Annotated in this window: 21 protein-coding genes; 10 read left to right on the forward strand and 11 right to left on the reverse strand. The window is 66.5% G+C overall.

Annotation, left to right across the window (positions count from 1 at the left end):
• Window positions 1-58: 58 nt before the first annotated feature.
• From IEY63_RS03480 to IEY63_RS03505, 6 genes are all read right to left on the reverse strand, one after another.
• Window positions 59-250 carry a helix-turn-helix domain-containing protein gene (locus IEY63_RS03480; protein ID WP_189067544.1) on the reverse strand — a complete coding sequence of 64 codons (192 nt, stop codon included), beginning with the start codon at window positions 248-250 and terminating at the stop codon, window positions 59-61.
• Between the two features lie 491 nt (window positions 251-741).
• Entirely contained in the window at window positions 742-1146 is a 405-nt protein-coding gene (locus tag IEY63_RS22585; RefSeq protein WP_373290879.1) for a tyrosine-type recombinase/integrase, read from the reverse strand.
• A gap of 69 nt (window positions 1147-1215) precedes the next feature.
• Complete coding sequence (locus tag IEY63_RS03490) at window positions 1216-1959, reverse strand: tyrosine-type recombinase/integrase (RefSeq protein WP_189067546.1); 744 nt, start codon at window positions 1957-1959, stop codon at window positions 1216-1218.
• A 922-nt stretch (window positions 1960-2881) separates the two neighbouring features.
• Window positions 2882-3175 (reverse strand): hypothetical protein, encoded by a 294-nt coding sequence (locus IEY63_RS03495; RefSeq protein WP_189067547.1) that lies wholly within the window; start codon window positions 3173-3175, stop codon window positions 2882-2884.
• Window positions 3176-3616: 441 nt separating this feature from the next.
• Window positions 3617-4237 carry a leucyl/phenylalanyl-tRNA--protein transferase gene (gene aat / locus IEY63_RS03500; RefSeq protein ID WP_189067548.1) on the reverse strand — a complete coding sequence of 207 codons (621 nt, stop codon included), beginning with the start codon at window positions 4235-4237 and terminating at the stop codon, window positions 3617-3619.
• Window positions 4238-4239: 2 nt separating this feature from the next.
• Complete coding sequence (locus IEY63_RS03505) at window positions 4240-4665, reverse strand: PaaI family thioesterase (protein ID WP_189067549.1); 426 nt, start codon at window positions 4663-4665, stop codon at window positions 4240-4242.
• A gap of 99 nt (window positions 4666-4764) precedes the next feature.
• Between IEY63_RS03505 and recF the strand changes: the two genes are divergently transcribed.
• The 5 genes from recF to IEY63_RS03530 all read left to right on the forward strand — a co-directional run bounded on the left by recF (window position 4765) and on the right by IEY63_RS03530 (window position 9875).
• A complete protein-coding gene (gene recF, locus IEY63_RS03510) occupies window positions 4765-5847 on the forward strand; it encodes a DNA replication/repair protein RecF (RefSeq protein WP_189067550.1) in 1083 nt (360 codons plus the stop codon).
• A gap of 17 nt (window positions 5848-5864) precedes the next feature.
• Window positions 5865-6704, forward strand: coding sequence for a DciA family protein (locus IEY63_RS03515; protein ID WP_229784452.1), 840 nt, complete (start codon window positions 5865-5867; stop codon window positions 6702-6704).
• A 70-nt stretch (window positions 6705-6774) separates the two neighbouring features.
• Window positions 6775-7449 (forward strand): MogA/MoaB family molybdenum cofactor biosynthesis protein, encoded by a 675-nt coding sequence (locus IEY63_RS03520; RefSeq protein ID WP_189067551.1) that lies wholly within the window; start codon window positions 6775-6777, stop codon window positions 7447-7449.
• A 10-nt stretch (window positions 7450-7459) separates the two neighbouring features.
• Window positions 7460-8212 carry a hypothetical protein gene (locus tag IEY63_RS03525; RefSeq protein WP_189067552.1) on the forward strand — a complete coding sequence of 251 codons (753 nt, stop codon included), beginning with the start codon at window positions 7460-7462 and terminating at the stop codon, window positions 8210-8212.
• A gap of 193 nt (window positions 8213-8405) precedes the next feature.
• Window positions 8406-9875, forward strand: a complete 1470-nt coding sequence (locus IEY63_RS03530; RefSeq protein WP_189067553.1) for a DEAD/DEAH box helicase — start codon at window positions 8406-8408, stop codon at window positions 9873-9875.
• Window positions 9876-10002: 127 nt separating this feature from the next.
• Here the strand turns inward: IEY63_RS03530 and IEY63_RS03535 are convergent, their stop codons facing one another.
• Window positions 10003-10485 carry a hypothetical protein gene (locus IEY63_RS03535; protein WP_189067554.1) on the reverse strand — a complete coding sequence of 161 codons (483 nt, stop codon included), beginning with the start codon at window positions 10483-10485 and terminating at the stop codon, window positions 10003-10005.
• A 123-nt stretch (window positions 10486-10608) separates the two neighbouring features.
• On the opposite strand from IEY63_RS03535, the gene IEY63_RS03540 reads away from it, so the two are divergent.
• Window positions 10609-12720 carry a hypothetical protein gene (locus IEY63_RS03540; protein ID WP_189067555.1) on the forward strand — a complete coding sequence of 704 codons (2112 nt, stop codon included), beginning with the start codon at window positions 10609-10611 and terminating at the stop codon, window positions 12718-12720.
• Window positions 12721-13225: 505 nt separating this feature from the next.
• The gene (locus IEY63_RS03545; RefSeq protein WP_189067556.1) at window positions 13226-13711 is read left to right on the forward strand and encodes a peroxiredoxin; all 486 of its coding nucleotides are present in this window, start codon (window positions 13226-13228) and stop codon (window positions 13709-13711) included.
• Window positions 13712-14010: 299 nt separating this feature from the next.
• Here the strand turns inward: IEY63_RS03545 and IEY63_RS22420 are convergent, their stop codons facing one another.
• The 3 genes from IEY63_RS22420 to IEY63_RS03555 all read right to left on the reverse strand — a co-directional run bounded on the left by IEY63_RS22420 (window position 14011) and on the right by IEY63_RS03555 (window position 15108).
• Window positions 14011-14145: a hypothetical protein gene (locus tag IEY63_RS22420; RefSeq protein ID WP_268239637.1), complete on the reverse strand. Its 135-nt coding sequence runs from the start codon at window positions 14143-14145 to the stop codon at window positions 14011-14013.
• Window positions 14146-14475: 330 nt separating this feature from the next.
• Window positions 14476-14859, reverse strand: a complete 384-nt coding sequence (locus tag IEY63_RS03550; protein WP_189067557.1) for a hypothetical protein — start codon at window positions 14857-14859, stop codon at window positions 14476-14478.
• Complete coding sequence (locus IEY63_RS03555; protein ID WP_189067558.1) at window positions 14860-15108, reverse strand: hypothetical protein; 249 nt, start codon at window positions 15106-15108, stop codon at window positions 14860-14862. It lies immediately after the preceding gene.
• Between the two features lie 60 nt (window positions 15109-15168).
• Between IEY63_RS03555 and IEY63_RS03560 the strand changes: the two genes are divergently transcribed.
• A complete protein-coding gene (locus IEY63_RS03560) occupies window positions 15169-15663 on the forward strand; it encodes a YciE/YciF ferroxidase family protein (protein ID WP_189067559.1) in 495 nt (164 codons plus the stop codon).
• 414 nt (window positions 15664-16077) lie between these two features.
• Here the strand turns inward: IEY63_RS03560 and IEY63_RS03565 are convergent, their stop codons facing one another.
• Window positions 16078-16422 (reverse strand): hypothetical protein, encoded by a 345-nt coding sequence (locus IEY63_RS03565; protein ID WP_189067560.1) that lies wholly within the window; start codon window positions 16420-16422, stop codon window positions 16078-16080.
• A gap of 94 nt (window positions 16423-16516) precedes the next feature.
• Between IEY63_RS03565 and IEY63_RS03570 the strand changes: the two genes are divergently transcribed.
• Window positions 16517-16894 carry a hypothetical protein gene (locus IEY63_RS03570; protein WP_189067561.1) on the forward strand — a complete coding sequence of 126 codons (378 nt, stop codon included), beginning with the start codon at window positions 16517-16519 and terminating at the stop codon, window positions 16892-16894.
• Between the two features lie 532 nt (window positions 16895-17426).
• The gene (locus IEY63_RS03575) at window positions 17427-17867 is read left to right on the forward strand and encodes a hypothetical protein (protein ID WP_189067562.1); all 441 of its coding nucleotides are present in this window, start codon (window positions 17427-17429) and stop codon (window positions 17865-17867) included.
• Window positions 17868-17909: the final 42 nt, after the last annotated feature.

The raw sequence follows: 17909 nt of genomic DNA on the forward strand, positions 1-17909 counted from the left end.
TGGGGGCGAACACGCCTCCCGCCTTCAGCCGCCCGCCCCGCGACATGCGGGGCGGCGCTCATCCGTTCTGCCCGCTCGCGCGGCTCAGAAATGCCCGGATGGACGCCGCTGGGATGACGTGCCGACGCCCGACGCGAACGCTGGGAATCTGCCCACTGCGCACTAGGGCATAGGCGGACGTGTGGCCGATGCCCAGCAGGTCGGGCAGCTCCGCGATGGAGTAAGCCGGTTTCGAGAGGTTACTATCCATATCAAGTCTCCTTGCGAGACGGACACTCCGCACGAAGCCGACTTTCGACGGGCAGCTTCGTGCGGACTCTTATTGAGCGCCGCTCACATTCACCACGGTATATGGCTACTCATCCGTCGTCAACTATTTATGCACGATTCGGATACGAAGATTTATCGTCCAGCAAAAGGTATGTCAGTATGCCTGTATGTTATGCCATACAAATATACACTCTAGATGACGCCACAACCGCGCCACAATCAGGGCAACAACAGGCAACAATCGGCAGTTGCCAATCTTCCCATTTCGCCTTCTAAAACGCACAATACTGGTCAGCACTATTCTGTAATAAGTCAAAAAGGTAACTTTTAATCAGCGGGTTGTAGGTTCAAGTCCTACACGACCCACCAGGAAAACCCCCGTTTTAGACGGGGGTTCTTGCTTTGTCTCATATATGCTGACGTTTGCCATGGGAGGCCATTTGCAAACGTCTTGCAAACCGGCCCCGCTGCTCACGCTTTCCCACGTTGCTTCACCGCCCGCACTTCCTGGACCGCGCTGGGGGGGTCCGGGGTCGGCTCGACTTGACCGGCCCGCGCCTTGAGCCGTCGAGCCTTCACCGTCACCCGTTGCGGCTCTCGGGGGGCTGGGGTGACCGGGTCAAACGTGAGGCCCTCGCGCTCGACGTTATACACATGCCGGTACACGTCCCGCGTAACGCTCGCGCTGTTGTGCCCCAGTTGCGAGCTGAGCACCTCGACGGGAACACCCCGCGCGGCCATGAGCAAGGCCAAGGCGTAGGAGTGCCGGAGCTTATGCGGCGAGAGGGCCGGGACCCCTGCAGCCGCGCACAGCTTGCCCATAGGGTGCCTGAGGTTGTCCAGGTGCCAGGGCATGCCCGCCCTTGACGTGAACACATACGGCGTGACGGTGTAGGGCCGCCCCCTGTCCCTGATCCGCGCGCCCCACTCGCGTTCCTGCTGAGCCTAAGAGTCCCTAAGCACCTGCACAGCGCTGCCCGTCACCGTGCGCGCCCCCGCTGCCGTCTTGGGGGTTTCATACACCTGCCCTGCCATGGCGCCGCGCGTGTGTTCCGCACTCACCACCGCTGAACCGTCCGGCCTGAACGTCACGTCATCCCAGGGGAGTGCGAGGGCCTCACCGGGTCGCATGCCGGTTGCCGGCATGAACGCCAGGGGCCACCCCCACCGGTCAACGCGGGCCGCTTCATAGAACTTCACCGCCTCATCCGGTGTGAACGCCTTAGGGCGAGCTGGGCCGCGCGTGGTCATACGCTCAGGGCGGCCCCTCACCGTGGGGTCAGCCTCTACAAGTCCCTCACAGATGCCCCAGCGGTACGCGGCCCGTAGAAGAGCGTGCACCTTGCCGCGCGTACGCTCACCAGTGGGTCCCTCGCCCAGCCCCGCGTAGAAGTCCCTGAGCCGCTGGGCGTTCACTTTTTGGGCCTTGAGTTTGCCCAGGGTGGGCGCCAGGTAATGCCGCAGTGAGTACCGGTAGTCAAACGCGGTGCGCTGCTTGATTCCCCCGGCACGCTCGCGGGCGTCCACATACTCGGAAATGAGCTGCTCGCCGGTCAGCAGCTCGCGCGGGGGTAGGTCACCGTATTCCTTGAACTTCCGGGCCTCGCGTACCTCTGCGCGGGCCGCCGTGAGGTTCCGGGCAGTGCTACTGAAGTGCCGCCGATCACCCTCGTTTGTGGTGACCATCACGCGCCACCTCACGCGCCCGTCCGGCAACGTGGTAAAGCTGCCCTCACCCTGCCCCCGCTTTGCCCGTTTGTCCCCGTTCTCTGCCATGCCTCACCGTATCCCAGCCGCGCCGCACGCCCTGCAGCACACCGCCCAGGCGGGGCAGCGCTGGGGGGAGGAGTAGGCGAGTAGGCTTCAGGGGGTAGGCACTTATAAATAATAATAGTTGTCTAGATTCTATATATTCAACGTCCTATACGGCATTCCCCAGGACGCCCCACAGCGCGGCCCGATTGAGTGGACTCATAAGGGCCGCAGAAACTCCTGAAACCTCACCGCTACTCCATCACCGCGCCAGCACGGCAAAAAACAGTAGAGGTTAGGTAAAGCCGGAAACCTTCACGCCTACTCCGGAAACCTACCCCGCTACTCACGCCTCGGCCATGAGTGCGCCGGACGGCACGCGGCCCAGCGCGAGGAAACGGCCCAGCCTCACACAGAAACCACCCCCCGCCACTGGGGCGAGGGGCATGGACTCAGCCCGGCTTAGACCGTGGCGGGGTCATCTTCCCGGCGGCAGGAACAAGACCGGCGAAGGGGAAGCCCAGGCCACGCACCCACGCTTCCCCTTCACGGGTCTTCCAGGTCCTAAGCCCGTACTCCTACTCTGTGTCTCACTCATTCAAACGTTCTGAAAAATAAAACGCAGCCGTGATGGCTGGAATGCTGGCAATCCAGAAGATGACTGGCATGGGACTGTGCCGCCTGTCTTTCTTGGCCCGTGACGATGGGGCATCACCTGGCAGCAAGAAAAAACCCACCATTGAAGCCACGAAGAGCACTTGGCCTAAACGGTAAAGGGCGCGACTGAGTTGACTCCGCTTCATCTCTACTCTCCGATCCTTCCGCCACACATCATTTCCCTTCGCTCCGCCCCAGCCCCTCACATGCCGTCCGGCGGTCGAAAGAACGGGGAGATCAGATAGAGAGGCGGCAGGGCCGTCAGGATCAGCAGCGGCACGTGAAGGGGCCAGAGCCGCGACCGCAGCCGCACGACCCACACCATCAAGGCGATCTGAACGACGGTAAGCAGTGCGAAACCCAAGCCGCCGCGCGGCACGAGCGGCACGAACAGCAGAGGCAAAGAAGCAAGCCACAGTAGCGTCGCGCAGCCCAGCAAGCGGCCCGGCTTGGCCAGCCAGAGAAGCCGCGCCCCGTCTTTCCCTTTGCCGGTCACGACAGGACCGCCCACAGTACGCCCGCCACGATCATGGCCAGCGCGCATGCCAGGGCGAAGGCCTCTCATGGTGCGCCCCGGTCAGCATTTACGATCACCACCGGCACCGGTCGGCTTCTGGGGAGGCCGCTCACCGCATGCCCTGCAGGACGGCTTGGACACGCAGCGCGGCCCGCACGATCACGCGCATGAACCACAGCAGAGGCGGACTGGTGAACGTATGCCCCAAGGTCGCGTGGGCCTCGGTGCCTTGGAGCCTGCCAGGCCACACAGTCATTGATCAGCGGGACGCTGCGCAGGAAGGGCCAGCGCAGCGCCCACAGTGCCGCCAGCATGGGTACGAGCCTGCCCACCGCAAGCTGTGCGGACAGGGCAGAGCTGTACGACATGATCTCGTCTTTACTCGTCGCGGTGACAGGTGGCGTGGTCATGGCGTCTCCCCTACGGCGTGGCGTCGGTGCTCAAGGCCGTCTGGAGTCGTCGGGCGTACTCGTCGGCGCTGATCTCGTACACGCCGAGGGTGGCGAGGTGCGGGTTCTGGAGCTGCGCGTCCAGAAGCGTGAAGCCGCGCGCGTGCAGGTGCGTGGCGAGGCCGATCAGGGCGGCCTTGCTGCCGTTCGTGATGCGGTGGAATTTGCTCTCGGCGATGAAGGCGCCGCCCAGCGCGAGGCCGAGGACGCCCCCTGCGAGTTTCCCGCCTTTGTACGCTTCGAAGGAGTGCGCGAGGCCGGTGGCGTGGAGGTGGCTGTAGATGGCGGTAAGTTCGTCGCTGATCCATTCGCCGTCGCGGGGGGGGCTGCCGGGCAGCAGGCCGCGGCACCCGGCGAGGACGGCATCGAAGTTGGTATCGACTTGGTATGTGAAGTGCCGCAGGTCGCGTTTCAGGCGGCGGGCGACGTGCAGTCCGTCGGCTTCGGTCAGGGGGACGATGGCGCGGTCCTCGACGCTGTAGAACTGCACGCCGTCGCCGTTGTCCATCAGGAACGCGCCCTGGGCGTAGGCGCGGGCGACCTGCCGGGTCAGGGGGTCGGGGTGGGTCAGCCAGGGCTGGGCGCCACGCACGTTCAGCGGGGGTACAGCACGGCCTGCGTGCAGCGGAACAGGGCCATGAGTTTGCCGTCGGGCGCGCGGACCTCGGCGTCCCAGACCTGGGTGGTGCGCCCGGCGTGGACGTTCTGGGCCTCGCAGGTGATGGTGCCGTCGCGGGCGGTGCCGAGGTGGTTGCTCTTGAGTTCGATGGTGGTGAAGGACTGTGCGCCGTCGGGCAGGAGCAGGCGGGTGCCGTAGCCGCAGGTGGTGTCGGCCAGCGCGATGACGCTCGCGGCGTGCAGGAAGCCGTTCGGGGCGAGCAGGTCGGGCCGGATGCTCAGTTCGCTGCGCAGCAGCCCGCGCTCGGCGTGCGTGAAGCGGATGCCGATGAGTCCGGGCAGGTGGCCCGCGCCGAACGCGGTCAGGTCGTCCGGGCTGGGCACGGGTCGGGGGGTGGTCATGCGGCCCAGCGTACCCTGCCCGCTGCTCTCTCCGGCCGGGGCTGATGAATTGGGGGGAGGCTTCCGCGCGGGTTATCCCGGGTCGCCTAGAATGGGAGGGTGCGTCTGGATTCGCTGTCCACCCTGAATTACCGGAATCTCGCCCCGTGTACCTTGCTGTTCCCGGCGGGCGTGACCGGTGTGTTCGGGGAGAACGGCGCGGGCAAGACGAACCTGCTGGAGGCGGCGTTCCTGGCGCTGACCGGCCTGACGGACGTGACGCGCCTGGAGCAACTGGTGCAGCAGGGCGAGACGGAAGCGTACGTGCGGGCGGATCTGGAGAGCAGCGGGAGCCTGAGTGTGCAGGAGGTCGGGCTGGGGCGCGGGCGGCGGCAACTGAAGGTGGACGGCGTGCGGGTGCGCACCGGGGACCTGCCGCGTGGGAGTGCCGTGTGGATCCGCCCTGAGGACAGCGAGCTGGTGTTCGGGTCGCCGTCGGGGCGGCGGGCGTTTCTGGATTCGCTGCTGTCGCGCCTGAGTGCGCGTTACGCGGAGGTGCTGTCGCGGTACGAGCGGACGGTGTCGCAGCGCAACGCGGCTCTGCGGGGCGGTGAGGAGTGGGCGATGCACGTCTGGGACGAGTCCCTGGTGCGCCTGGGCACGGAGATCATGACGGTGCGCCGCCGGGCGCTGGTGCGCCTGAACGAACTGGCGGCCGAGGCGAACGCGGCGCTGGGCAGCCGCAAGAGCCTGACGTTGAGCCTCGCGGAGTCCACCACGCCTGAAGCCTACGCGCAGGATCTCGCGTCGCGCCGAGCGGAGGAACTCGCGCGGGGCAGCACCGCGACTGGCCCGCACCGGGACGATCTGGTGCTGACGCTGGGGGACTTCCCGGCCAGCGAGTACGCCAGCCGCGGCGAGGGCCGCACGGTGGCGCTGGCGCTGCGCCGCGCGGAGCTGGAACTGCTCGCGGAACGCTTCGGCGAGCGGCCTGTGCTGCTCATCGATGATTTCTCCGCGGAACTTGATCCGGGGCGGCGGGCGTTCCTGCTGGATCTGGCGTCCAGCGTGCCGCAGGCGATCGTGACGGGCACCGAGCGCGCGCCCGGCGCGGCCCTGACGCTGCGCGCCCACGGGGGCCGCTTCACGCCCGAGGTGACACCTGAACCGGTGGCCGCCGCTGACGGTGAGGTGCGCGCGTGACCCGGCGGGGGCGGCGCATGAGCGGCCCGCTGCGGCTGGGCGACCTGATGGGCGCCACGCTGGGCAGCGCGAAACTCACGCGGGGTATTCAGCGGGCGCGGGCGATCCTGCTGTGGCCGCAGGCGGTCGGCCCGGAAATCGCGCGGATCACGCGGCCCCGCACGCAGCAGGGCAGCACGCTGTTCATCGAGGTGCGCGACAGCGCGGCGGCGCATCACCTCAGCATGCAGCGGCATCACTTCCTGAAGGCCCTGAACGCCCTGCTGCCGGACGCGCCGCTGACGGACCTGCGCTTCAGTGTGGGCACCGTGCGTGAACCGACCGCGCCGGTCGCCGTGGCGCCGCTGCCCGCCCCGGACCGCGCGCGGGCACGCCAGCTGGTGCAGGACGTACCGGACGACCTGAAAAGCGCCGCGCTGCGGGCCGCTGAGGCGATCACGCGCGCACGCAAGTGGCGGGAGGAGCAGGGGTGGCGGCCCTGCCCGGTGTGCGGCGAGGCGAGCCGCGAGCAGCCCTGCCGCGCCTGCACGCTGACCCTGGACGACCCGAACGTCCGCCGCGCGGCCCGCACGCTGATGCGCCGCCCGCACCAGCTGGAGGCGCTGCGCGAGGTCCTCGGGAACAGTGGCGTGCAGGCCGCGCGGTTCCTGGCGCTGCGGCAGCTGGAAGAACAACTGGACCTGCTGGCCCTGGAATGCGTGCGCAGCGGCGAGGACGGCGGGTACCAGGGGTTCCTGACCGAGCAGGCGGCGCTGTACCTGACGCTGCTGCTGGGCCGCCCACGCCAGGCCCTGAAACGCAGTGACCGCGCGCACCTCCCAGAGCGGGTGCGTCACGTCCTGAACGCCACCGGCTGACCCGGCCCGGCGGGGGAATGTTGCCTCATGTGCCTGTGCAGCCTGCGCGGGGCGATCTATCCTGATGGGCATGACGGACGCCCCGGACGGCACCTTGACCACCTCTTCCCTTCAGGCCGCGCCGGGCGGGTCCGCCGGATCGCACCGGGACGCCGCCCCACGGCTGGTGCGCGTGGCGCTCCTGACCATCAGTGACACGCGCACGCCCGACACGGACACCAGCGGCCAGTACCTGCGGGCGCAGCTGGAGGCGCAGGGGCACGAGGTGGTCGCCTACCGCGTCGTGAAGGACGACGCCGTGCAGATCCGCAGCGCCCTCGTGGCCTTCACGCGTGAGGCGACCATCGTCCTTACCAGCGGCGGAACCGGCATCACAGGGCGGGACGTGACCGTGCCCGTCCTGGAGAGCCTGATCACCAAACCCATTCCCGGCTTCGGTGAGCTGTTCCGGATGCTCAGCTACCAGCAGGTGGGGGGTGCGGCCATGCTGTCGCGCGCCGTGGCGGGCCTGGTGCGCGGCGCGGTGGTGTTCGCCATGCCGGGCAGCCTGAACGCCGTGCAGACGGCCTGGGAGGGCATCCTGAAGGGCGAGATCGGGCACCTGGCCTTCGAGGTGGAACGGCACGGGCAGCCCGGCGTCTTCACGGCCCCTGCAGCCGTGGACCCGGCCCGCATGCCGCCGCAACCGGGTGCAGGCGGCGGGGTGGCCGCCGGGCTGGGCCGCCACCAGAAGGGCAGCGAATGAGCGTGCGGCCATGAGCGACCTCAGCCTGCCGATGGCGCTGTCCCTGGCGCTGCTGGCCCTGTACTGGCTGGGCCGGGTCGTGCGGGCCGCCCGCGACCGCCACGCGCCGCACGTGACGTACTGGGCCGCGCCGGGCCTGGGCGCGCTGCTCCTCGCGCCGCTGCTGGACGTGCCCGCCCTGTTCGGCGTGGGTGCCGCCCTGCTGCTCCTCGCCGAGTACTGGCCCGCCGCGTTCCAGCCCACCCGCACCCGCCCCAGTCCCGCCTGGCCGTTCGTGATCGCCCTGCTCGGCGCGGGCCTGAGCGTCAACGCGCTGCGCAGCGGCGCGCCCTGGATCACCGGGGCCAGCGTGACCCTGCTGCTGACTGGTGCCGCGGGCCTCCTCGCGGCGGCCGCGTACCGCCCCTGGCCAGCCACGCAGCCCCTGACCTTCGCGGCCCGCTGGAAGACCACCACCACGCCCGACTGGCCGGAACTGACCGTCACGCTCAGCGAGCGGGGCGCACACCTGCGCAACGTGTCCGGACGCGCCCTGCGCCTCGCCGGGTGGTCCCCCGCCGGCCTGAACGCCTGGTACCCCGTCCGCACCCCCGCCGGTGAGGCTGTGCGCGAACTCGCCGCCGGGCAGGAAGCGCTGCTGCCCGTCCACGGGCACGACCACGGCGTGCGCGTCTGGTACGCCCCCGCACGCGGTGACACCACCCACCTGTTCCGCGCCGACTGGACCCCCACCGCGCACGCAGAAACCCGCGTCCTGAACTGAAACGCCCCGGCCACGCGCGCCCGAATCGTCACGCAGGCATTTGCGTCACGTCCCCTGCCCGTGGCAGGATGACGGGTCACGCGCTCAGCGCGACCGGGCCAGGTCGGCCCACCCGGCACGCCCCGCCTCAGCCTCACCTCAAGACACGGCCCCCGCCCCCACCTATGCGGCGTGCAGGCCGACAGGATCACCCATGACCCAGCACACCCGCGCGCCCCGCCGCGCCAGCACCGCCCCCTCCGCCGCCAGCACTGCCCCCGCCCCCACCGTGCGCGACTGGCAGACCCTCCTGGGCGACCGCACGCCCACCCCCGTGCAGGCCCAGGCGATCCCCGCCCTGCTGGACGGCCGGGACGTCATCACCACGGCCCGCACCGGCAGCGGCAAGACCCTGGCCTTCCTGATCCCCGCCGCTGCGCGCGGCATCGGCATGCGCCAGACGCGCGGCATGCAGCCTGAAGCGCTGGTCATCACGCCCACCCGCGAACTGGCCGTGCAGATCCGCGACGTCGCCACCGAACTCGGCATGACCGCCGGACGCATCACGGGCGGCATCACCCCCGGCCAGACCACCCGCGAGGCCAGCGGCAAGGGCCTGATCACCGGCACGCCCGGCCGCCTGAAGGACCTGATCGGACGCGGCGAACTGCGCCTGAACAACCTGCGCTACGTCGTGCTGGACGAAGCGGACGAACTGCTCTCGCTGGGCTTCCTGCGGGATGTGGGTGACATCCTGCGTCACGCCCGCGACCAACAGCCGCAGGGCCGCACCCTCCAGATCGCCATGGCCTCCGCGACGTTCCCCGCCGAGATCCGCGACGTCGCGCAGCGCTTCATGCACAACCTCGCGCGCATCGACGTGGCCCCCACCCCCGGCGCGGACGCCACCGGCGACATCCTGGGCGGCGTCAGCACCGCCACGCACCTCCTCCAGCACACCACCAAGGACGCCCTCCTGACCGACGCGGCCCGCCACACCCGCGCCGCCCTGAAAGAACCCGGCGGCTGCGTCGTGCTGTTCAGCCGCACCAAGCACCTCGTCAAGCGCCGCGCCCAGCACCTCGGCGACCTCCTGCCCGGCGAGCAGGTCAGCCCCCTCGAGGGCAACATGGACCAGAAGAAACGCGAACGCACCATGCAGGCGCTCCGCGACGGACAGTCCCGCATCCTGGTCGCCACCGACATCGCCGGACGCGGCATCGACCTGCCCGAGGTGCGCCTCGTGATTCACTTGGACGTCGCCGCCACCGCCGAGGACCACGTCCACCGCTCAGGCCGCACCGCCCGCGCAGGACGCGACGGCACCAACCTGATCCTCCTAGCGCCCGAACAGCGCGCCCTGTGGCAGGGCATCCGCCGTAAACTCCCCGCCGCACTGCAACCCCCCGCCACGCCCGAAGAACGCCAGATCGACCCTGAAGTACAGGAAAAACGCGGCCAGGGACGCGGCCAGAGCCAGAACCAGGGCCGCGGCGGCCAGCAACCCCGCAGCAGCCAGGGCGGGAGTCAGGGTCAGCGCCAGAGTGCCCCCCGCCAGGGCCAGCAGGGCAGCCGCAGTGAGGGACGCCCCCAGCGCAACGATGCGCGTGCTCAGCAGCGCCAGGACACCCCTGGCACCGGCGCCGGCCGCGTCGGCCCCCAACGCCCCAAACGCCGCCGCTGAGCAGGCATCAATAGAAGCGACCAGTGACCGAGTCCCGGGTCACTGGCCGCACTCAGATGGTCGAGTCTCATGCCGTCTAGCGGCGACCGCTCTGCGGCGTAGTGCCTCGGCAGGTGGCAGACGCCATCTATAGCAGGTCCATGTACCTCAGCGCTGGCTGCCACAGCATGAACAGCTGGCGGCGCAACGCGAGCAGTTGTCGCGTCTCGTGCAGGAATTCAACCTCCAGCCGGCGCCGGTGCAGACGTTGCAGGGCGTCTTTCCACACCGTCAGGCCCACTGCAACAGGCGGTGTCTCAGGCTGGGTCATCAGGTCCGCCAGTTCTGTGATGACCGGTGCAACCGGGCAAGCTGGATCAGAATGGTCAGGGTGGTTAAGCATGGACCGGAGTTCCGTGATGAACGCTGCTGAAGCGGCGCCAGCCTCATGCGGGCCTGTGGTGTACCGACCTGCCATCACTGTGTCAATGACCCCGGCTAGGACGAGGCCCTGGGCGAGCGACCGGCAGCGGCGATCTCGGGACGTAATCCGTTCGGTGAGGTGCTGCACCTGATGCACGACCAGCATGGCAGCGAAGGAAGGAGGGGGAAGATGATCTCTTACGGTCATGTTAACGACTCCTGTTCAGCGGGCATTCAGCGCCCGTTGCAGATGTGCAGGACACTGACATCACCGAAATCAGGATAAGGACTGGGAGGGGAAAAACAGGGGAAATCCTTCTAGGATGACGCCATGACGTCCTCCCCCGCGCAAGGCGACGACCCCTTCGCCACGCTGACCAATTCGCTCTTGCAGGCCCTTCTGCCCCTAGCCCTGAGTCCGGACTGGCACCCTGTACGGTCGCTCGGAACAGCGCCCGACCTCCCAGAGAACTGGTGGACAATCATCACCGACCTGCTGAACCTCCCGGTGCAGGCCGACGGCGGCATCCACGTGCCGCGCCATATACTCGAAGTGCTGGAACGCCGCTATCAACAGGCCCAGCCTGCCCGCTACCGCGATCACATCAGTCAAGTCAGTGCGGCCCTCGCGCAGGAGGGAAACATCGTGCACTCGGCAGCCCTGCTGGCCAGGGCCGGGGCCCAGGATCTCCTGGACCGTCGCCTGGAGGAGTGGATCAGCGACCGGCATCATCTGGGCGAACATGACGCCATCCAGGACGTAGTTCGGTCCATCCCGGCAGACTGGCTGGGACCGCGGGCGGAGGCAGCTTACTGGCTCAATCAGGTGGTTGCCAGTCGGGAGGATTCAGGGGCCGCCCGGCAGAACCTGCAGCGCGCCTATGACCGCGGAGATCGGAACCCGCGCCTTCTGCAGGCACTGAGCTACTCGCTGCATGCCGATGGTCAATACCTCCTCGCGCTCCGCGTGGCCCGCCAGGGTACGGCGCTACAGCCGCAGGGCCTTGACCGGCTCCGGCTCATGCATCAGATCAACATGTGCCTGGACTGCCTTAACCTTGACGAGGAGCATCTGACCGCCGCGGAGGCGATGCTGAGTGAGGCGACCACTCAGGTCAATTTGTCTTACATGGGACTGGCCCACGCCACCCTGGCCTACGCCCACGAGAACCTCCAGCACTGGCCACGGGCCGAGTATCACTTCCAGCAGGCTGCCGACCTATACCGACGAACCTCACAGTGGCGTTTCCTGGCCGTGTTGCTCAACAACTACGCCGGAGCGTTGGGCGACCAGGGTCACCTCGTCGAGGCCCGGCAGTACCTGAACGACGCCGAACAGCTCCCTCACCTGTCCGACCGGCACCGCGCCTGGATCGCCATGTCAAAGGCCACGCTCCACCACCGCTACAGCCAGCCGGCCGAAACCCGGAGCGCGGTTCGGCAAGCCACCCTTCTCCTGCAGGACCTCCAGATGTCTGCCGATGAGGCGACGGTACACCTGATGACAGCCGAGCGGCTCGCCTTCGACGCTCAGTTTGAGGAAGCAGACGAGACGCTGCGCCGGGCTCGCAACATGCTCGGGCATGACCCAGACGGCGAAGCGCACGTGGCATTCAGCACCGGGGTCATCGCTTACGCACGGCAGAACTGGTCGGATGCCGCCACCCAGTTTCACGCAGCCCTGGACGGAAGTCTGGATAACTGGAATCAGGTCAGGGCCCATCTGTATCTGATTGCCATTGCCTTCAACACCTCCGGTCAGCCGGAACTCACCCATCTTGAACGCGCGCTCGCCAGCTTGGGTCACGACGCTCCCCTCCAGACAGACACTGCGCTCCTCACCCCCACGCTGACCTGGCTGGCCCAGCAGCCCGGCTGGACGGCTCGGATACAGCAGGTGTTTACACTGGGCAGCGCCGGCTCAATTGTCCTCCGCCTAGAGCTGTACGGGGACGTCGAGGCTTACCGACAGACGCAGCTCCTAAGTTTTCCGCTGCGCCGCTCGACCGAACTCCTCGCCTATCTGGCCCTGACTGGACCGAGCACCCGCAAACAGATCATGGCCGCCCTGTGGGAGGAAGCCATGGGTCCCAAAGTCATCGACCGGTTCAAGAAGACGCTGCGCAGCCTCCGCACCGCCCTCAGCGCTCACCTGCCAGAAGGTAGCGATCCGGTCATCGTGCAGAACGGCCGGTACCGCCTCAATCCACTGTTCACCGTCACCGTGTCATGGCTGCCCGATCAGCTGTTCGCCGCGCCTGATCTGCTACAGACCGGGCAACTGGATATTCGTGGAGTATTCCTGGCCGACGCCACAGGACCATGGGCCGAGGACCTGCGACCTGAGGTCCATGAGCACCTGTACCGACATCTCACTGCACGCCTCGCCGCCGGTGATCCAACCGTCCATAAGGCCCTGATCCTCTTGCGGCCGCAGATCTGACGGAGGGGCGACTGTGGACTGACGGGTCACCCAGACACGTGCGGTGCGAACAGAAACACCCATGACGCACTGCGGTCTACCCCTAGTCAGGCGATGAGGAACCCAGAATGACTCCGGTCGCTCGCCTGAAGCGAGCCTACGGTTGTCCTTCGTAACTGACGGCCTTGGGCGCTCGCCCTCCTCCTGGTGGAGAGGTCTATCAGGCTGTTGACCTGGGGCAGCGTGAACGCGAGGGCGGAAGGGCACCCCCACTGTTCGGGTGAGTCCGCTTGTAAGACCACTGGCAGAACTGACGTGGATTCACGGGTTGATTCAGCAGATTGTGCAGGCAAGGTCCGTGGAGGTGGATTACCAAGATCCAGGCCCAGTCGAGTACGAGTCGCGTCGCGTACGACTGGATCACTGATCCGGCTGAGGTAGGCTTCCGCCGCGTGCCGGTTCGGGAAGGGATTCACGCTGTGCTCCCATCAATGGGAATGTAAGACGCGTTACCTAGGATGAAAACATGGCGCTTTCCACTGGTGACATCCTTCCAGAGTTCGTGGCAGTTCAGGACAATGGCCGCCCGTATGAGCCGACGCCCGGCCGCTGGCGCGTGCTGTTCTTCTTTCCTAAGACGGTCACCACGCACTGTCAATTGCAGGCCCGGCAGTATCAGGCGCGCCTTGCGGGCTTTGAGGACTTGAATGTTGATGTGGTGGGCATCAACGGGGATCCTCGGCAGGATCAGCTGCACTTCCGCTCGACGTGCAAGCTGGGCTACCCGCTCGTGAACGATGGGGATCAAGAGATCAGCCGCGCGTTTGACCTGCTGGATAACCCGTGGCCGGGCGAGGCGGTGGGCCGACCGAAGCGCGAGACGTTCCTGGTGGATCCTCGGGGCGTCATCCGCCGGCACTGGACGGGTGTAGACCCAGCGCAGGATGCACAGGTGGTCCTGGAAGCTGTGCAGGACATTCAGCAGGGCGAGACGGAGCTCCTGCTGGCTTGAAGCCCTCACGGCTGCTCCACGGGGAGCCACTCCAGGGTCTTGTCATGCTGCCCGGCGAGTCCTTTGGGATTCAGTTCAGCGAACGCCTTCTGGGTGCGCGCGGTGGCACTCGGTTAGGTCCGGGTGCGCCTGGTGCGGTGACTGAGCTGCGTCATCGGCTCACCTGCCAGGGCGTCTCAGGCAGCGTGGAGCCCGTCTTGGGGTTGACCAGCTTGTAGCCGGGCTTGTGCCACTTGATCACTCCGGGATGGCGACCCAGCGAGCGCCACACAGGCGGCAGTACGTGAAGTAGGGCGCCTTCACTCCGCGATCACCTCGCCTTTCAGCACCTTGGCAATCTTCTCCGTGACCAGTACGTCTTCAGGAAGGTGCCCGTGGGCTGCGCGGTGGTAGCTGCGGAAGCGGGCGGTGGTCAGCAGAACCAGTTCCGCCATCTCCTTTGCGCTGTAACGAGGCTCCCTTCAGCGTCCCGGTTGCGCTCGACGATGTGGCCGTACTGGCGCATCAGCTGCACGTACTGGACCTCGTCACCGTTCGATTCCTGCCAGAGCTTCATCGGGCTGGGGCGCTTATGCATCAGGCCTTCACCTCCTCGACAAGGTTCAGGACGGCCTTCTTCAGCCACTCGGCGGGTTCACCGAAGGCGATGGTCGCGTGGATGGCGGTGTCGATGATCAGGGCCTCCTCCTTGGGGTTCCCACTGAGATCGCGCTTAATGACGATGCGGAGCTCCTGGGTGGCGGTCAGGCCCTGCTGCGCGGGGCTCAGGCACCACCGTTGCTCTTGGCCTGAATGGTGCTTCCCTGCACGTGAGTCTTCTGGCGCTGCAGGCGCTCGTGGGTGCCGATGCTGACGTTCTCGTGGATCATGGCCATGCGGGCGGGTTCGGGCAGGTCTGTGAACGGTAGGGGCTCGCCATTCACGGGGGGCGCCACGGTGCCGTGATCATCGATGGCCTGCACGACTTCCGCCACGGCCCTGATCTGGCTGGTGGTAGGCTTCGCGCTGCCCGTCGTGGTCTGGATGAACTTCGCAACAGTGGCGACCTGCTCAGGCGCCAGTTCCTGAACGACTTTCGCCGCCGCTTTTCCCTCGGGCCAGCGGGCCTGGTGCTCGTTCTCGCGTGTGTAGCCAATTGGTTCCAGCACCTAGGCCACTTCGGCAGCGGCGATCAGGCGCCCGGCGTGCTGCCGGCTGAAATTCCAGCGTTCCTGTAAGTAGACGTCAAAGGTGGTGTGGGCGGCACGGTACAGGCGACCATCCCGGATCTCCGCGAGGGCACTGCCGGTCCGTTGGAACTCGTGCAGGCCGTTTTGGGTCACACGTTCGAGCTGAGCGAAGTGCTGCTGCTCGTCCAGATGAGGTGCCTTGTTCAATCGCCGCAAGGGATGCTTCACGCGGTTCGAGGGATGGTCGGAACGTGTCGGGTCACAGTGAAGACTCCACAAGGAGGCACCATGACGACCTTGAAGAACCTGCAGGACCTGTACGTTGAACAACTCAAGGACTTGTACTCTGCTGAGACGCAGCTTGTTCAGGCGCTGCCGAAGATGGCAGCGGCCGCCAGTGACGCCCAGCTCAAGCAAGGCTTCGAGCGGCACCTGGATCAGACGAAGGTGCATGTGCAGCGCCTTGAGGGGCTGTTCAAATCCCTGAACAAGGACCCGGGTGGGCACACCTGCAAGGCGATGCAGGGCCTGATCGCGGAGGGCGAGGAGATGATCAAGGAGAACGCTGCGCCTGACGTGAAAGACGCCGGGTTGATCGCGGCGGCGCAGCGGGTGGAGCACTACGAAATCGCGGGGTACGGCACGGTGGTGCGGTACGCGGAGGTGCTGGGCTTGCCAGATCACATGATGCAGTTGCGCATGACAGAGCAGGAGGAGAAGGACACGGACCTGACGTTGACGTCCGCGGCGAACACGATCAACTTGAAAGCCGCGCGCGCCTGACCGGCGTGTTCCTGCCCACCCGAAGATCCGGGTGGGCATTTTTCATGGTCCTAGGCGTGTTCAGGTCTGGACTGGGGGCTGCCGCGCTGAGCACCTGGCGCTGCGTGACGGTCAGGGCGGGCAGGGTCACAGCGCGTCCCCTTCATACTGTTTCAGTGCCGCCAATTCTGCCACCCGCGAAACGCGGTGGCTGTTGTATGTTAAAAGAGCCGAAAAGAGGTAGGCCCAGCTGGCGGATGGACGGGAGTAGCGTCTTCGGACAACACGGCGCCAGACCTTTGCGTCTGGTGAATAAGGGACGAGATGGGACCTTACTTGGCACGGGGGGAGTGGTGAAGAGCCACTTCCTTTCGTTTGCTCTTGATGCTGTTTGGCTCGTCCCCGGGACCGGCGCGGAACGCCCCCGTTCCCTGGTCAGTCAGCGGCGCCGTCGGTGTCGGGCAGGTTGGAGGGCAGGTCCTCGCCCGGCTGTTCGGGGTCCAGCGTCATGCAAGGCGGGACGGGCCCGGCGTCAACGTATAGGGGATCATCCGTTCCAGGCACGTCCTGCACTTCGGTCACAGGGTCCTGATCGCCGATTTCGGGTAGCGCCTCGCTTTCCCCCGTGCCGGTCAGCAGAGGCTGCGCGCCCATGTCGGCCATCAGCTGCGCGTGATCCTGTTCCAGCTGGCGATTTGCGGCCAGTTCCTGCTGGATGGTGCCTTCCAAACGAGCGAGAGGGGTCAGCTCCTGGGTGGCGAGGGGTTGAACGGTGGTCATCCGGCTTTCCTCACGGAGCAGCGGCTGGAACAGCAGCGTAAGCGTTGGTTCATGCTTGGGTCCTCGGGAACGGGAGTGAACTACCCTCGGGAGCATGACCCCCGTTATTTATCCGCTGTCCAGTTCGACGGTTCCACGTGCGGGTGTCGTTGACGTGCCCTGCTATCAGGTGCAATCGTTCAATGGGAGAACCGCCTTGCTTTCCTCTGAAGGGACATGGGTGGACTTCGACTTCACCACCTTGACCGAACATGACTTTGAGCTGGCCACGGGTGAACGTGGCGAGGCGTGGACCACCCAGGGACTGATCGCGGTGGACATGGACTGGCTGATTGACGTGATGGAGGCCACGACCCGACATCAGAAGACACTGGGCGCTGAGATTGACGCCGTGTGGTATTACCTGTCGCCGATGAACATGCAGCCCACCGTCGTGGCTGGGCGGTACGTGGTCGTAGGCCTTTACCGCTAATGGGGAAACGAGTACATCAGGGGTGGCTGACATCAGCCCGCGATGCCCGGACGGTTGATTGGAAACGGTAGGTCCTCGTTCGGCTGTTTGGTGTCCAGGGTCATGCGGGGCGACACGGGTCCCACATCCACGTACACCGGCTCGTCGAAGGCGGGTGTGATGTCGACGTCCTAGGGTTCATACACCGGCACGGTGGGGTCCAGATCCATGTCGGGCAGGTGGGGGATGTCATCCAGGAACAGGGATTCCTGCCCGTTCAGCGCCCGGTTGTTGGCCAGCTCTTCCTAGATCTGAGCTTCGGTCTACTCTTCCAAGTTGGGCATGTTGCTGACCGTGCATTCTAGGCTGCAGCTCGCTTCAAACAGGCCAGCGGAGGTCAGCCCCGCCTGGCCTAGTGCCTCCTGCGACATGCGGGTGGTGAACTGCGTCTTGGGGTGCAGCCCAGAGCGGCGCGGCACGCCTACCTGCCCCGTGAGCGGGAAGGGCAGCAACAGCTTCTACACCGTGAGCACCGTGGACGGCGCCGCGCGCCTTGCCCTGGCGGATCGCCCTGCGCGACGCCGAGACGCTGGCCTGCCTGGTCAGCCGACGACAGGCAGACCCCCACGAAGCCCAGTGGGCCCTCCTCGAGGTACGCCGAGCGGCCCTGATCGACCTGCACCTGGAAGGCCTGATTGACCGGGCGGAGTTCGTGCGGCGCCGCGATGACCTGCAAGGTCAGATCCAAGCTCTCGTCCCAATCAGCACGCCCATCCTGCCCGCACCGAAACTCACCGACCTTGCCGATGGGCTGCCCAGTCTCGAAGACGCTGAGTACATGGCCCTCCTCGATGACCTCGACGTGCACTTCACCGCGCAGAAAGGCGCGCACTTCCACGTGCGCGCCCCGAACTTCCCCATCGCTCAAACACGTGTGGGACGCTTCAGAATCAGCCAGCCTGTCCGAACTGCATTCGGACATGCGAGTTTTTAAGGCAGTAGAAAACGCCGCCATCTTGGCCGGCGCTGAGATGCG

The organism is Deinococcus radiotolerans (genome assembly GCF_014647435.1).
GTDB lineage: Bacteria > Deinococcota > Deinococci > Deinococcales > Deinococcaceae > Deinococcus > Deinococcus radiotolerans.

Coding starts and splice junctions, on each gene's coding strand:
- IEY63_RS03480 (WP_189067544.1), bottom strand. CDS start 250: ATGGATAGTAACCTCTCGAAACCGGCTTACTCCATCGCGGAGCTGCCC.
- IEY63_RS03505 (WP_189067549.1), bottom strand. CDS start 4,665: ATGACCACCCCCCGACCCGTGCCCAGCCCGGACGACCTGACCGCGTTC.
- IEY63_RS03515 (WP_229784452.1), top strand. CDS start 5,865: ATGAGCGGCCCGCTGCGGCTGGGCGACCTGATGGGCGCCACGCTGGGC.
- IEY63_RS03520 (WP_189067551.1), top strand. CDS start 6,775: ATGACGGACGCCCCGGACGGCACCTTGACCACCTCTTCCCTTCAGGCC.
- IEY63_RS03525 (WP_189067552.1), top strand. CDS start 7,460: ATGAGCGACCTCAGCCTGCCGATGGCGCTGTCCCTGGCGCTGCTGGCC.
- IEY63_RS03530 (WP_189067553.1), top strand. CDS start 8,406: ATGACCCAGCACACCCGCGCGCCCCGCCGCGCCAGCACCGCCCCCTCC.
- IEY63_RS03535 (WP_189067554.1), bottom strand. CDS start 10,485: ATGACCGTAAGAGATCATCTTCCCCCTCCTTCCTTCGCTGCCATGCTG.
- IEY63_RS03540 (WP_189067555.1), top strand. CDS start 10,609: ATGACGTCCTCCCCCGCGCAAGGCGACGACCCCTTCGCCACGCTGACC.
- IEY63_RS03545 (WP_189067556.1), top strand. CDS start 13,226: ATGGCGCTTTCCACTGGTGACATCCTTCCAGAGTTCGTGGCAGTTCAG.
- IEY63_RS22420 (WP_268239637.1), bottom strand. CDS start 14,145: ATGGCGGAACTGGTTCTGCTGACCACCGCCCGCTTCCGCAGCTACCAC.
- IEY63_RS03560 (WP_189067559.1), top strand. CDS start 15,169: ATGACGACCTTGAAGAACCTGCAGGACCTGTACGTTGAACAACTCAAG.
- IEY63_RS03565 (WP_189067560.1), bottom strand. CDS start 16,422: ATGACCACCGTTCAACCCCTCGCCACCCAGGAGCTGACCCCTCTCGCT.
- IEY63_RS03570 (WP_189067561.1), top strand. CDS start 16,517: ATGACCCCCGTTATTTATCCGCTGTCCAGTTCGACGGTTCCACGTGCG.